The organism is Solitalea longa (genome assembly GCF_002920915.1).
GTDB classification, from domain to species: domain Bacteria; phylum Bacteroidota; class Bacteroidia; order Sphingobacteriales; family Sphingobacteriaceae; genus Solitalea; species Solitalea longa.
This window is the reverse complement of the sequence record NZ_PQVF01000002.1, coordinates 1-13,173: the sequence shown is the minus strand read 5'-3', so window position 1 is coordinate 13,173 and position 13,173 is coordinate 1. Positions and strand designations below refer to the sequence as shown.

16 protein-coding genes are annotated in these 13,173 nt (G+C 38.4%); 13 read left to right on the top strand and 3 right to left on the bottom strand.

What is annotated here, in order from left to right:
• Positions 1 to 9 precede the first annotated feature (9 nt).
• Positions 10 to 594 (bottom strand): dihydrofolate reductase family protein, encoded by a 585-nt coding sequence (locus tag C3K47_RS02600; protein WP_103787537.1) that lies wholly within the window; start codon positions 592 to 594, stop codon positions 10 to 12.
• A gap of 49 nt (positions 595 to 643) precedes the next feature.
• Positions 644 to 1,081 carry an SRPBCC family protein gene (locus tag C3K47_RS02595; protein WP_103787536.1) on the bottom strand — a complete coding sequence of 146 codons (438 nt, stop codon included), beginning with the start codon at positions 1,079 to 1,081 and terminating at the stop codon, positions 644 to 646.
• 168 nt (positions 1,082 to 1,249) lie between these two features.
• Between C3K47_RS02595 and C3K47_RS02590 the strand changes: the two genes are divergently transcribed.
• The 8 genes from C3K47_RS02590 (at position 1,250) to C3K47_RS02555 (ending at position 6,726) form a co-directional block, all read left to right on the top strand.
• Positions 1,250 to 1,921, top strand: coding sequence for a DUF1349 domain-containing protein (locus tag C3K47_RS02590; RefSeq protein WP_165784616.1), 672 nt, complete (start codon positions 1,250 to 1,252; stop codon positions 1,919 to 1,921).
• A gap of 97 nt (positions 1,922 to 2,018) precedes the next feature.
• Complete coding sequence (locus C3K47_RS02585) at positions 2,019 to 2,525, top strand: DUF1440 domain-containing protein (protein WP_103787534.1); 507 nt, start codon at positions 2,019 to 2,021, stop codon at positions 2,523 to 2,525.
• Between the two features lie 79 nt (positions 2,526 to 2,604).
• Complete coding sequence (locus C3K47_RS02580) at positions 2,605 to 3,102, top strand: DinB family protein (protein WP_103787533.1); 498 nt, start codon at positions 2,605 to 2,607, stop codon at positions 3,100 to 3,102.
• 99 nt (positions 3,103 to 3,201) lie between these two features.
• Positions 3,202 to 4,305 (top strand): DNA polymerase IV, encoded by a 1,104-nt coding sequence (gene dinB / locus C3K47_RS02575; RefSeq protein WP_103787532.1) that lies wholly within the window; start codon positions 3,202 to 3,204, stop codon positions 4,303 to 4,305.
• 111 nt (positions 4,306 to 4,416) lie between these two features.
• Positions 4,417 to 4,905 (top strand): GNAT family N-acetyltransferase, encoded by a 489-nt coding sequence (locus C3K47_RS02570; protein WP_103787531.1) that lies wholly within the window; start codon positions 4,417 to 4,419, stop codon positions 4,903 to 4,905.
• A gap of 10 nt (positions 4,906 to 4,915) precedes the next feature.
• Complete coding sequence (locus tag C3K47_RS02565) at positions 4,916 to 5,734, top strand: helix-turn-helix domain-containing protein (RefSeq protein ID WP_103787530.1); 819 nt, start codon at positions 4,916 to 4,918, stop codon at positions 5,732 to 5,734.
• A gap of 66 nt (positions 5,735 to 5,800) precedes the next feature.
• Positions 5,801 to 6,181: a VOC family protein gene (locus tag C3K47_RS02560; RefSeq protein ID WP_103787529.1), complete on the top strand. Its 381-nt coding sequence runs from the start codon at positions 5,801 to 5,803 to the stop codon at positions 6,179 to 6,181.
• A 74-nt stretch (positions 6,182 to 6,255) separates the two neighbouring features.
• Positions 6,256 to 6,726, top strand: a complete 471-nt coding sequence (locus C3K47_RS02555; protein WP_165784615.1) for a GNAT family N-acetyltransferase — start codon at positions 6,256 to 6,258, stop codon at positions 6,724 to 6,726.
• On the opposite strand, the gene C3K47_RS02550 is transcribed toward C3K47_RS02555, so the two are convergent.
• Positions 6,723 to 7,601: a ChbG/HpnK family deacetylase gene (locus C3K47_RS02550; protein ID WP_103787527.1), complete on the bottom strand. Its 879-nt coding sequence runs from the start codon at positions 7,599 to 7,601 to the stop codon at positions 6,723 to 6,725. The two genes, C3K47_RS02555 and C3K47_RS02550, sit on opposite strands and share 4 nt — an antisense overlap.
• 112 nt (positions 7,602 to 7,713) lie before the next feature.
• On the opposite strand from C3K47_RS02550, the gene C3K47_RS02545 reads away from it, so the two are divergent.
• From C3K47_RS02545 to C3K47_RS02525, 5 genes are all read left to right on the top strand, one after another.
• Complete coding sequence (locus C3K47_RS02545; protein WP_103787526.1) at positions 7,714 to 8,814, top strand: glycoside hydrolase family 18 protein; 1,101 nt, start codon at positions 7,714 to 7,716, stop codon at positions 8,812 to 8,814.
• Positions 8,815 to 8,959: 145 nt separating this feature from the next.
• Positions 8,960 to 10,012 (top strand): c-type cytochrome, encoded by a 1,053-nt coding sequence (locus tag C3K47_RS02540; protein ID WP_103787525.1) that lies wholly within the window; start codon positions 8,960 to 8,962, stop codon positions 10,010 to 10,012.
• 39 nt (positions 10,013 to 10,051) lie between these two features.
• Positions 10,052 to 10,750, top strand: a complete 699-nt coding sequence (locus C3K47_RS02535) for a twin-arginine translocation signal domain-containing protein (protein WP_103787524.1) — start codon at positions 10,052 to 10,054, stop codon at positions 10,748 to 10,750.
• A gap of 102 nt (positions 10,751 to 10,852) precedes the next feature.
• The gene (locus tag C3K47_RS02530) at positions 10,853 to 11,476 is read left to right on the top strand and encodes an FMN-binding negative transcriptional regulator (protein WP_103787523.1); all 624 of its coding nucleotides are present in this window, start codon (positions 10,853 to 10,855) and stop codon (positions 11,474 to 11,476) included.
• 39 nt (positions 11,477 to 11,515) lie between these two features.
• Positions 11,516 to 12,715, top strand: a complete 1,200-nt coding sequence (locus tag C3K47_RS02525; RefSeq protein ID WP_103787522.1) for a glycoside hydrolase family 88 protein — start codon at positions 11,516 to 11,518, stop codon at positions 12,713 to 12,715.
• The last annotated feature ends 458 nt before the right edge of the window (positions 12,716 to 13,173 follow it).

Genomic DNA, 13,173 nt, shown 5'->3' with positions numbered 1-13,173 from the left:
TCGTAGTTATTATCTATCAACTGTGTAATTCAGTTCAGTAACCCCACTAGTAAATTGGTGTGTATTCAATAGGTTTAGTTTTATTTTGTCGTTGATGTCGGTAAACAACGGAATACCACGTCCCAGAATAATTGGATTAACAAATAGCCAGTAGCCATCAATTAAATTCAGTTGAATAAGCGAATGTGCTGCTGAGGGGCTGCCAAAAAGCAAGATCTCACTACCAGCTTGTTGTTTTATGTTGTTTATCCTGTCCACAAGGTTATCGCTTATAATTTCTGTGTTAGACAAACAACCCTCCCGAAAATTATCGGGATTCATTGTTTTTGATAAAACTACTTTGTGAACTTTGCTATACCACTTTGAATGTTCAATAGTATGCTTAGTCGGGTTAGGCTTTTCAGCTGCGGTAGGCCAGTAATCTTCCATCATCTGATAAGTTGCTCGACCATATAATGCTGTGTCGCCTTCGCTTATCCGTTTACCTACATAATCAAAAATTTCTTCATCAACTTTAACCCAGTTTATTTCTCCGTTCGGCCCTGCTACATAACCGTCAAGCGAAATGTGCATAAATGAAATTAGTTTTCTCATATGTTTATTTGATGTATATGGTTTATTGCGGTCATTTTACAACGACTGCTCATGCTTCGTCTTTACTCAAAAAGTTGACTAAACTGGTTCCGATGATTTGATTCCAGCCTTGTTCAAAGTTTTCCTTTGCCAAATCAGGATTGCTGGCCGGAAAGCTTTCCAGACCTTCGTGTGTAAGTTTTAACCGCGTAGATGATGGGCCTTCATTAAATAACTCAAAATTCACCTTCGAATTTCCATCGTAGCCTTCAAATCGCCAGGTATAAGCCAGCTTTTTTAAAGGGAAAAGGTCAGTTATTCGGCAAATATGAAGGTATTGCTTGTTTTCCGGCCCGGCTAAAAAATGAAACTCATGGCTGATTTTTGGCTTAAAATCCACAATATCGAAATACCATTGCTTCATTTTTTCCTTATCAGTAAGGGCCTCCCAAACTTCTTCAATTGGAGCATTGAAAGTTTTTTCAACTATAACAGGGTTATTTTTCATATAGCTTTTTTTGAAGGTGTGATTGATATATAAAGATATGTAACCGATCGTTTACAGCCTAAATCTAAAACTTTTTTAATTTTTTTTCAAAGTTGTTACATTGAATAGAACAGCCTTTTTTTGATAATAGTTATTTTCAGCTTCTTAATTTCAACCTATTAAATGATCATGAAAAAAGCACTCTGCTTAGGCTCTTTATTAGCCATCCTTGTTTCTGTACATTCCGTATTGGCGCAATCGCAACCTGTTAAACTTACCTCCATTCCGGTTGACCTAAAATGGGAAACCGCTCCTAAACAATTTTCAGTTACCGACAAGGGGATTATTATTGAAGCCGGTAAAGAAACTGATCTATTTGTTTTTGTTGACGGTAACTACTATACCAATACAGCGCCCAAATTGCTGTTCAACCCCGATTCTAACTTTGTTTTTAAAACAAAAGTAACGCCCGAATTTATGAATACTTACGATGGAGGAGCTGTTTTGATATACAGCGATGACGCTAACTGGGCTAATTTATTGTTTGAGAAAAATGAACGGAACACTTATGGAATTGTTTCATCCTTGGTTAAGAATAAGGTTAGTGATGGAAATTATCATACAGAAACCACGAGTAAAGAGGTTTATTTAAAGGTGGCGAAATCAGGTAAAATATTTAATTTCTATTATTCACTTGATGGGCAGAAATGGATTTTAACACGCACTTTCCCTTATAAGAAAATGCAAAATCTGCGAATAGGCTTTTATGCTCAGGCTGCTAAAGGCCCTTCGTGCAAGGTCCACTTCACCGAAATATCATATAATGGTAAAGGATTTAATGATTTCTTTACCGGCGAATAATAAATCGAAATCAATTTATATTCGTATATAAACCGCTGATAATTAGTTGTTATATTGATTATAGAAAATATAACAACTAATAATTTTAACCCAGCTGATGGAACCTTATCATCAACCTCCAACCTCTCTTTCTTTCAATAACAAAGCGATAAAAACCATTTTACTGGCCGGAATTGTTGCCGGTACACTTGACCTCCTTTCTGCTTTTGTGGTTTATTGCGCCTTTGGTCCTTCAACAGTTGAAAAGTTATTGCAATACATAGCCAGTGGTTTCTATGGGTCCGAAGCGTTTCATGGCGGATCGACAATGGCTGTAGCCGGAACTGTTTTTCACTATTTCTTTGCCTTTTCATGGGCGTTTATCTTCTATATCTGTTCATTTTATATTGTATTTGCCCGAAATAATTTTGTGATCAGCGGATTACTATATGGCTTCTTCGTTTGGTTGTTTATGAATTTCGTGGTAGTTCCCAATTCATATGTGCCGCAGCCTACAAATCCTCCAACAATTGGTTCACGCTTGATCAGCCTAAGTTGTATCCTTTTCTTTATTGGTTTGCCTATTGCTTTCATTATTTCGAGGTATTATCGAACTAAAGATTAATGCTAATATTTTTTCCCTGCTGACATAGGGTTGTCATTAGGGTAGGCTTTTTTTGAATAACAATTTAAAACGTACTACTATGACAGTAATTGAAAAGTTATTAAAAGAAATGGATGCTGAGTCGAAAACCACTCGCAAAATGCTTAGCCGAATTCCAAACGACAAGTACAGTTGGAAGCCTCATGAAAAAAGTATGACGATCGAGCAATTGTCGACACATATTGCGGAATTGCCAACCTGGGTTTCAATGGCTGTAACCACCGATGAACTAGATTTTGCAACTGCGCCGTATGAACCTAAGAAGGTTAGTGATACTGATGATCTTCTTATGTTGTTTGAGGTGTCATTGGCGGATGGGAAAAAACATCTCGAGAATACTTCCGAAGAAATACTTGACCAAAACTGGACACTCAGAAATGGTGATCAAATCTATTCTACTTCAACTAAAGAAGAGGTTATTCGTATGACCTATTGCCAAATTGTGCATCACCGTGCACAGCTTGGAGTTTATTTAAGGCTGCTGGATATTCCTATTCCGGGTAGTTACGGTCCGAGTGCGGATGATCAAGGTTTTTAATAGCAAAAAGCCCATTTGAATAAGCACCAAATGGGTTTTTGCTTTTCATATGGTCATAAGTTTTAATTTTGATGCAAATAATTGCATTGCGGAGATACGATGACAGACAAAGGATATTTGCGAAAGATCATTCACATTGATATGGATGCTTTTTATGCTTCGGTTGAGCAGCGCGACAATCCGGAGTATAAAGGCAAACCGATTGTTGTGGGTGGCTTGCCGCAGGGTAGAGGAGGAGTGGTGGCAACTGCCAGTTACGAAGCCCGCAAATTTGGTATCCGATCGGCAATGCCTTCAAAAAAGGCGCAGCAATTATGTCCCCACGTTATTTTCGTTTTTCCAAGGTTTGCTGCATATAAAGAGGTTTCTGCCAGGATCAGGGAAATATTTAGCCGCTATACCGATTTAATTGAACCACTTTCTTTAGACGAAGCTTACCTGGATGTTACCGATGATAAACTAGGGATCGGTTCGGCGCTCGAAATTGCAAAGCAAATCAGAGAGGCTATAAAAAATGAACTGAATCTAACAGCTTCCGCAGGGGTTTCTATCAATAAGTTTGTGGCTAAAACAGCTTCGGATATTAACAAACCCGACGGTTTAACTTTTATTGGCCCTTCTAAAATTGAATCGTTTATGGAACAGTTGCCGGTTGAAAAGTTTTTTGGAGTCGGAAAGGTTACTGCTCAAAAAATGAAACTGATGAACATTCATACCGGGGCCGATTTAAAGAAACTAAGCGAAGAACAGTTAAGTAGGCATTTCGGTAAAATTGGCCGGTTCTTCTATAAAATTGTAAGGGGAATAGATGATCGACCTGTACAACCTAACCGCGAAACAAAATCACTGGGTGCAGAAGATACTTTCTCTCGTGATCTTACCACATTGGAAGAAATGGTTGAGGAGCTCGATAAAATTGCCTTAACGGTTTTTAACCGCTTGCAGCGTTATCAATTGAAAGGTCGAACCATCACTCTTAAAATAAAATACAGCGATTTTAAACAAATAACCCGCAATCAATCATTTACCAATGGGGTTAATGATTTAGCAACCATTGCCGAAACTGCAAAGGAACTTCTTGTTAAAACATTTTCGGAAGACCAAAAAGTAAGGTTGTTGGGGATTTCTTTATCAAACTTCGGCGAAAGCATTCCTTATCATAACAACCGTTCTGCCGATAATTCTCAATTGGAATTGTTTTAAGGTTTGGGTTTGAAGTGAAGGTTGATATCAAAAGATATTTGTAAGGTTGAAGGAAAGGGTTGTGTCCATTGATCATTAAACTCAGGTTCTTAAATTCCTTATCTTTAAGTAATGCTAAAGCCATTTACCGATACTGATTTTGGATTATTAAAAAGCTGGATAACTGATGAAGAGATCTTGTTTCAGTTTGCCGGAACAGAATTCTCTTTCCCGATCACCAAGTATCAACTAAAGCAATACATCAATAAAAATCCGGATCGGAGGTTTTATATGGGATGTTTTGATGACGGTAGTGCCTTCGCGTTCGGAGAGATCATTCCTCAGCAAAATGACACCTACCGCTTAGGTCGCTTATTAGTTGGCGATCCACAAACACGGGGTCAGGGCCTTGGTTATAGGTTTGTGTGTGAATTGGTGGGAGAATGTAAAAAGGTGTTTAAGGCTAAAGGTATCGACCTGTATGTATGGAAAGAAAATACGGCGGCAATTAAGTGTTACCAAAAAGCGGGCTTTATGTTTACAGCTGAAGAACCCTTTTCAATATTTTTCAATCGTAAAGAGTTTATTATCAATAAGATGACATTGTCGGCATTCGATTAGAACTAGCGATATGACTGCTGTCAGATACTATACCATTCCTCCGCCACCAGAGTTGGTGAATTACGTCCGTTTTTTTTGGGTGTTCGAAATGGATCTGTCTACCCACCAGGAATATGTTTATCGCTCTCTGGCTGATAGTTGTCCGGAGATGGTTTTTCATTATAAAGGTGTATTCACTTCGGCGGACGACCCCGCGGATAATTCAAAAGTTCGGTCCTTAATTCAGGCCCAGACCAATAATTACCGACGCTTTGTAACTCAAGGGTCGTTCGGCATGTTTGGCGTTTACCTTTACCCATTTGCCATTCCACGTTTGTTATCAATTGCCAGTTATGAGTTGACCAATCAAATGACCGACATTAAAAATTTACTGGGCCAAGCCGGTGCCGAACTGGAAGAAAAGATAATGCTGGCAACCAATAATACCCACCGTGTAAAAATTGTTTCCAACTTTCTTATCAACCTGTTGCGTAAGCAGCAACAGGCCCCGGTAATTATTCAGCGAGCCATTGTTGAAGCGATACAAGAGGATGGTAAAATTGATATTTCCCAATTTTCAAATCGGTTCTTTCTTTCAACGCGGCAATTCGAAAGACAGTTCAAAGAACATGCAGGTTTTAGTTTGAAAACCTATAGTCGTATTTTACGATTCCATTCAGCATTAAAAGAATATGGCAACAAACAAATCTCGTTAACTGAACTTGCTTTAAACTGTGGATACTATGATCAGGCCCATTTTGTGAACGACTTTAAACTGTTTTCGGGATACACCCCAGGCCAATATTTTAAAGGTTTTGCCGAAGGAACCGAATATCGTCTGATAGAATAAATGTCGTTTTCTTCCAATTTTAAGTTGCTGATTGGATCTACCTTTAAGTAATCAATAAATAAAACCATGAAAACTGTACAAATTCCCGAAGGCTATCAACAAGTGATGCCTTACCTCATTGTACCCGATGGAGAGAGCTTTTTAAAATTTACTCATCAGGTGTTTGAGGCCACAGAAAAATATAAGTTATTGGATGATGAAGAAAGAATACGTCATGCCGAAGTGTTTATTGGCGAAAGTGTGATTATGTTTGGAAGTAGCACTAAAGAATACCCTCCTAATGTTGGCGGCCTATTTATTTATGTGGATGATGCCGACAAAAGATACCAACTTGCTTTAAAGGAAGGTGCTAAATCAATTATGGAACCCGAGGACCGCGAATATGGACGGACTTGTGGTGTGATCGATTCGAATGGAAATACCTGGTGGATCACTTCTGTATTATAAAGAAAGCAAATGTAAGGTCTCCTTTATTGCTTAACGCATAGAGAAGACCTTACATTTATTTAATGCATAGTCAAATGTTAATCAGAAAAGCACAGATCAAAGATGTTGATGGACTTAAACAGTTGTTTTTTGATACAATTAACGCCATCAATAGCAGAGATTATAATAAAGAGCAAGTTGAAGTTTGGTCTTCAACCGTAAATAATATAAAGTCTTTAATAGATCGAATACATAAGCAACATTTTTATGTGGCTTATAACGAAAATGGATCAATAACCGGATTTGCTTCAATTGATGATTCAGGCTATCTGGATTTGATGTTTGTGCATAAAGATTTCCAGCGAATGGGTGTTGCCTCAATTCTTTTTGAGAAACTAAAGGAAATTGCCAGAACCCTTAAGCTCATGGAAATTACCACTGAAGCCAGTATTACAGCTAAACCATTTTTCGAGAAGAAGGGTTTTACAGTGATACGGCAACAAGAGATATTTATCAATACTGTTGGGTTGACTAATTATAAAATGCAATTGCTGTTAGCTAATTAAAATGGCGATTTCATATGATTCAGGCCTCCTGCTTTAATCAGGTCTTTATAAGTAACCAATTTGATCTTTCCACTTTTTACCAGATCCTGAAATTCTTTTGAAAGTAAGATCGACAGTTCGGTTGAGCGATGAATGGCAACAATAGGCTCGTTGTTTACCGCCTGCATATCAGGACTATTCATATCGATCAAAGCATCCATTTCTGGTTCGCGTTTTGCCACATGAAAAATCATCAAATTAACTTTTGCGGGATCTAGCTGTGGTATATGCTGAAAAAAGGCCTCACGTTTTTTGTCAACGGGTATTTCAAACATGGTTTTGTATTGTTCACCCATATAATGCGAAAGCGCCAGTCCATGTTTTTTGGCAAGCTTCTCTACAATGGCCCGCATTTCAGGAGTAGACAAAGCGGTGCCCATATGGAAGTCCAGATAGTCAATTTTTAAACCAGAACGTTTTGCTCGTTCAATTTGTGCATTAAGCTCTGTTTCCACATCGGTTAATTTGTACTTGCTGGCTAAAAATTGTGCAGTGGATGAATAGAAGTACCCATTACTGTCAACTAAGCTTTGTACAGCCGTTTGACCGGCAACGGGGCCCCAGCGATAATATTTCCACTCAGCGTTGAGTGTTAAGTGAACACCCACTGAAATATTTGGATATTTTTTTAGAACTTCAGCTGTTTCTTGGTACCATGGGCAGGCAAACATAACTGAGGTTGAAAAGGGAATTCCAGTTTCGGCAACTTCTTTGATAGCTGTATTTACCGAATGGTTCATGCCATTATCGTCAAGACGCAGTAAAAGCTGGGGTGTTTGAGCATAAACTGCTGTAGTAAAAAAACAAGATGTAATTAGTATTAATAGCTTTTCCATAACGATTTTATTACATATTCAATTTAAATAGATTTTCCTAAATATTTACATTTACGAAAAAATATTAAAAACTACCCAATACTTTTAATTCAAACTTTCATCTATTGAATTTATGATACGACCTAACGCTAAATTTCTGTTTACTTGTCTTGCTTTATTATGCCTGACTACCATGGGGTACTCGCAAGCAAAAAGTAATTTTAAGGTGATCGCCTATTTCTGGGGTAATGCCGAACAAGCCAAGGTAGTTCCGGCCGAAAAGATCACGCATGTTATTTATAGCTTTTGCCATTTGAAAGGAAATAAGCTTAATGTAGATAAAGGAACCGATTCATTAACCATTCAGGAACTTGTAGCACTTAAAAAGAAAAATCCTCAATTAAAGGTTCTTCTGTCGTTAGGTGGTTGGGAGGGATGTCCAACTTGTTCTGATGCTTTTTCAACAGCAGCAGGCCGAGCTGAGTTTGCTCAATCGGTTAAACAGTTAACTGATTATTTTAAAACAGATGGTATTGATTTAGATTGGGAATATCCGGCGATTGAGGGTCCTCCGGGACATAAATATACTGCAGAGGATAAGCCTAATTTTACCGCCTTGGTCACTGAACTTCGAAAAGTTTTAGGTAAAAAAATGTCGATATCATTTGCAGCAGGTGGTTTCCAAAAGGCCTTAGAAGAGTCTATTGACTGGAAGAACGTTATGCCTCAAGTTGATTTTGTAAACCTGATGAGCTATGATCTGGTTAATGGCTATTCAGTGATAACCGGGCATCATACAGGTTTATATTCTTCGGTGCAACAAAAGGAATCAACTGATAATGCCGTTACTTACCTAATAAGTCACGGTGTATCTGCTAAGCAAATTGTTATTGGAGCGGCTTTTTATGGTCGTATGTGGGAAAATGTACCCTTTGCCAATAATGGATTATATCAATCAGGAAAATTCAAAACAGGTATTTCTTACAGTCAGATTGCGGATGTTTATCTCAAAGACAAGGATTTCGTTTATAATTGGGACGATATAGTTAAGGCACCTTATCTGTACAATGCTAAATTGATGCAATACATCACTTTTGACGACAAAAAATCGATTGAACTCAAAACCCAATACGCAAAGGATAAAAAACTAGGCGGAATTATGTTCTGGGAAGTTAAAGATGATGCCAAACAGGATGGTTTATTGGATGTAATTGAGCGGGTTAAAAAGAAATAATTCCTTAATCGGAATAGTAATATAAAAGAGGAGATTCAATAGAATTTCCTCTTTTCTTTTTTATATAAATAATTATTAAGGTGTTAATTATTAGTAATTTAGATGTTGTTAAAATATCGGACGGCCTGCTTTGTGCCTTTAAAGCATGCTTAACAGAAACCTACCTCGGCATCTCGTGTTCGGAAAAGATAAACACCTTTTTCGGGGAAATAATACGTTTATTACTTTCTTTCTCCTTATTCATTTAATCTATTTTGTTGTTGCTTGTAATCCGAATAGTTCAGGGAATATCACTCAAAATAGAACTGATTCATCCTCTCAGAATAAAACAGATACAGCATTGACAAAAAATGTTTGGATACCGCCTGATACACTTTCAATTCCTGCCTCTGATTCGGGTAAGATGGTTCATTATGGTCGTGAATTGATCATGCATACGGCAAAATATTTGGGTCCAAAAGGAATTGTTGCACAAATAAGTAACGGTATGAATTGCCAAAACTGTCATTTAAACGCAGGCACTAAACCTTTTGGGAATAATTATAGTGCTGTTGCATCTACTTACCCTAAATTCAGAGCCCGCTCCGGTTCTATCGAATCCATAGAGAAAAGAATAAATGATTGTATTGAACGGAGTCTGAACGGTAAAAAGCTGGCTGATAACAGTAAAGAGCTTAGGGCAATTGTAGTGTACATGAAATGGCTAGGTCAGGATGTGAAGAAAGGTGAAACTCCTGAAGGAGCGGGTTTGTATAATCTTTCCTATATCAATAGGGCTGCTGATACAACCAAAGGACGAATGGTATATGTTCTGCAATGCTTGCGATGCCATGGATCAAATGGTGAAGGAAAATTATATGCAGATAAAATCGCTTATGAATATCCTCCATTATGGGGTAAAAACAGCTATAACATTGGAGCCGGTTTGTATCGCTTAAGCCGCTTTGCATCTTATGTAAAAGCCAATATGCCTTATGGAACCAATTACGCTCAACCGGTGCTGACAGATGAAGAGGCTTGGGATGTGGCAGCGTTTGTGAACAGTCAACAACGCCCCATAAAGAATTATAAGTCGGATTGGCCTGATAAGACAAAAAAGCCCATTGATTATCCTTTTGGTCCTTACGCTGACAATTATTCGGAAGAGCAACATAAATATGGCCCGTTTAAACCTATAGTTTCGGCCACTAAAAAATGATTCTGTTTATCCAATTATACACCTTAAAAAACAAAAATTATGGAACCATCTGAATTTAATCGCCCTACAAGAAGGAACTTCCTTGGGATTTTAGCCGCTAGTGCAGCTACCTTAGGTTTAGGTTCTTGGACTAAACCATTTGTTTCTCAAGGCGAATTATTTGCCGATACCTCAAAAGTTAACGATGCGGATGCCTGGTTTAATCAAATTAAAGGTAAGCATAAGATTGTTTTTGATGTTACTGAACCTAACGACATATTCCCGTTTGCCTGGCCAAAAGTATTCCTACTTACCAATGAAAAAACAGGAACTCCGGCCAAGGAATGTAGCGTTGTGGTTGTATTAAGACATAGTGCTATTGGATATACGATGGAGAACCGGTTATGGGAGAAATACAAATTTGGCGAGTTTTTCAAGGCTGATGATCCGTTAACAAAAACAGCTTCTTTACGTAATCCATTTTGGCAGCCTAAAGCAGGAGATTTTCAAGTTCCAGGAGTGGGACCGGTAGATATCGGTATTGATCAGCTTCAGAAAAGTGGTGTGATGTTTTGTGTATGTGATATGGCAATGACTGTATACAGTGCGGTTGCAGCCCAAAAAATGAATATGGATGCAGCCGAAGTAAAGAAGGAGTGGTTGTCAGGTCTTTTACCAGGGATACAGGTAGTGCCTTCAGGAGTTTGGGCTGTGGGGCGTGCTCAGGAAAAAGGTTGTGGATATTGTTTTGCCGGTTAACGCTTATTTGAGCGTTAATAGTTCAGTGTACTAAGGTTTTGTGTGTTATCAAAAGCTAAATCTCCATTGTAATTTCTAAATTCGGAGATTGCTAATACAAATATGTACTCTCCAAAAAATTACAGGAACGATAACACTGAAGAAATCTACGAGTTTGTCCGTCAAAACAGCTTTGGGATAATGGTAAGCCAGGTCGATAATCGGCCATGGGCTACTCATATTCCTTTGTATCTAAATGTAGATGATAAAGGAAAAACCACACTTTCAGGACATATTTCAAAAGTTAACCCACAATGGAAGGAATTTAATGCAGAGGAAGAGGTTTTAGTGATTTTCCAGGGAGCTCATACGTACATTTCGCCTTCATGGTACGATCACGAAAATGTTCCAACCTGGAATTATTTGGCGGTTCATGTTTATGGGACAGTTAAACTGATCGAAGGCGATGAACTGTATGATTCACTTTCTAAATTGGTGGATAAGTATGAAGTAAACTCACAGAATCCGGTTTCTGTCCATTCCATGTCTCAGGAAATGGTTCGGAAAGAAATGAAAGGAATCATCGGTTTTGAAATCGAAATAAAAGAGATACAGGCTACCTATAAACTATCTCAAAACAGGAATAAGCACAACCATTCATTAATTATTGATCAATTAGAAAAGAAATCGGATGAGAATGCTTGTCAAATTGCACAGGAGATGCGTAAGAGAGTTCCCGAGAAATAACCTACATCTATAATAATCACAGATAATTTCTATACCTCAATGAAAACCAAACTTTGTTTAATAATTGGTTTATTGTTTATTCAGTTTGCAGCTTATGCGCAAACTTCAGCCACTGTAAGTACTAAAATGAGTAAACTAATTGACGAGCAATTCAATTTTGCAGCCAGTCAGTATAAACTATTGGCAAAGCGGACTCCTCCTGATAGAATGCCCAAAACCTATTACTCAAAGACCGACTCGCTCGAAACAAGTGATACCAAATGGTGGACGAGTGGTTTCTTTCCAGGATCATTGCTCTACATTTATGAGTATACCCATGATCAACAGTTATTAGAGGAGGCAGAAAGAAGATTAAACATTCTGGAGAAGGAAAAGCATTTTACCGGTCACCATGATTTAGGGTTTATGATGTTTTGTAGTTTTGGTAATGCTTATCGTTTAACAGGCAACCCCTCATATAAATTAACCATTGATACAGCTGCTGCATCATTAGCTACACGTTATCGTCCCAATGCAAAAATTATTCAATCCTGGGGTTCTAGCGCAAATTGGCAATGCCCGGTTATTATTGATAATATGATGAATCTCGAATTGCTGTATTGGGTGAGTGATAAAGGAGGAGAGGCCCGCTTTAAAGAAATTGCCATCCAGCATTCAAATTCGACTATAAAAAATCATTTTCGACCGGATTACAGCTCGTACCATGTTGTCGATTATGATATCAATACCGGAAAAGTGCTTAAAAAGCCCACCGCACAAGGGGCCGCTGATTCTTCCGCATGGAGCAGAGGCCAGTCGTGGGGGCTGTATGGGTACACCATGATGTATCGGTTCACCAAGGATTCTACTTATTTAAATCAGGCTCGTCATATTGCATCATTTATTTTAGATAGTCCAAATCTTCCTAAGGATGGAATTCCGTATTGGGATTTTGATGCACCGGGTATTCCAAACGCATTAAGAGATGCTTCTTCAGCTGCAATAATTTCATCAGCCCTGCTCGAACTTGGGCAATACACCTTCGGAAAAGAGAAAAGGCGATATGTCTCCACAGCAGAAAAGATGCTTCGGAAATTAGCTTCGGCTGATTACAGAGCCCGAACAGGAGAAAATGGAGGCTTTATTCTTAAGCATAGTGTTGGGTCAATCCCTCATAAATCAGAGGTTGATGTTCCGTTAACCTATGCCGACTACTATTTCCTTGAAGCATTGCTTCGATATAAGAAGTGGTATTTATAGTAGGCAATCTTTATTCATATAATATAATATATAGATAAGTAAACGCCAGTTCTATTTCTGTCAATTTTTTACGGTCCTGCTTTCNTTCGCACAAGGGCTTTCCACTGCAATCAGGTTTAGTTTTGGGTCAAACGGAGCCATTTGGAGCCCTCACAAGGGGCGTACTATAACTTTTTCTCTCACACGATCAGCTCTTTAGGGAATGTATTGGCTAAAAAGGTAAAAAGAGTTTGGTCGGGGGGATAAAGTTTCTACCTTTGCACTCCGCAATCGGAAGGAGGGCGGAAAGGTTTGAAAGGGTGGTTGACCGGCAGGAGAGGGGAAAGCGATAAGGAAAGCAGGTCAGAAAAAAGGGTTCAAAATTATTTTAAAATAAATTTGGCAGAGACGATAAAAAGTTTCACCTTTGCACTCCCGAAACGGGGAAGAAACTTCGGTCAACGGACAGAAGGAATGAA

Coding starts and splice junctions, on each gene's coding strand:
- C3K47_RS02600 (WP_103787537.1), bottom strand. CDS start 594: ATGAGAAAACTAATTTCATTTATGCACATTTCGCTTGACGGTTATGTA.
- C3K47_RS02595 (WP_103787536.1), bottom strand. CDS start 1,081: ATGAAAAATAACCCTGTTATAGTTGAAAAAACTTTCAATGCTCCAATT.
- C3K47_RS02590 (WP_165784616.1), top strand. CDS start 1,250: ATGAAAAAAGCACTCTGCTTAGGCTCTTTATTAGCCATCCTTGTTTCT.
- C3K47_RS02585 (WP_103787534.1), top strand. CDS start 2,019: ATGGAACCTTATCATCAACCTCCAACCTCTCTTTCTTTCAATAACAAA.
- C3K47_RS02580 (WP_103787533.1), top strand. CDS start 2,605: ATGACAGTAATTGAAAAGTTATTAAAAGAAATGGATGCTGAGTCGAAA.
- dinB (WP_103787532.1), top strand. CDS start 3,202: ATGACAGACAAAGGATATTTGCGAAAGATCATTCACATTGATATGGAT.
- C3K47_RS02570 (WP_103787531.1), top strand. CDS start 4,417: ATGCTAAAGCCATTTACCGATACTGATTTTGGATTATTAAAAAGCTGG.
- C3K47_RS02565 (WP_103787530.1), top strand. CDS start 4,916: ATGACTGCTGTCAGATACTATACCATTCCTCCGCCACCAGAGTTGGTG.
- C3K47_RS02560 (WP_103787529.1), top strand. CDS start 5,801: ATGAAAACTGTACAAATTCCCGAAGGCTATCAACAAGTGATGCCTTAC.
- C3K47_RS02555 (WP_165784615.1), top strand. CDS start 6,256: ATGTTAATCAGAAAAGCACAGATCAAAGATGTTGATGGACTTAAACAG.
- C3K47_RS02550 (WP_103787527.1), bottom strand. CDS start 7,601: ATGGAAAAGCTATTAATACTAATTACATCTTGTTTTTTTACTACAGCA.
- C3K47_RS02545 (WP_103787526.1), top strand. CDS start 7,714: ATGATACGACCTAACGCTAAATTTCTGTTTACTTGTCTTGCTTTATTA.
- C3K47_RS02540 (WP_103787525.1), top strand. CDS start 8,960: ATGCTTAACAGAAACCTACCTCGGCATCTCGTGTTCGGAAAAGATAAA.
- C3K47_RS02535 (WP_103787524.1), top strand. CDS start 10,052: ATGGAACCATCTGAATTTAATCGCCCTACAAGAAGGAACTTCCTTGGG.
- C3K47_RS02530 (WP_103787523.1), top strand. CDS start 10,853: ATGTACTCTCCAAAAAATTACAGGAACGATAACACTGAAGAAATCTAC.
- C3K47_RS02525 (WP_103787522.1), top strand. CDS start 11,516: ATGAAAACCAAACTTTGTTTAATAATTGGTTTATTGTTTATTCAGTTT.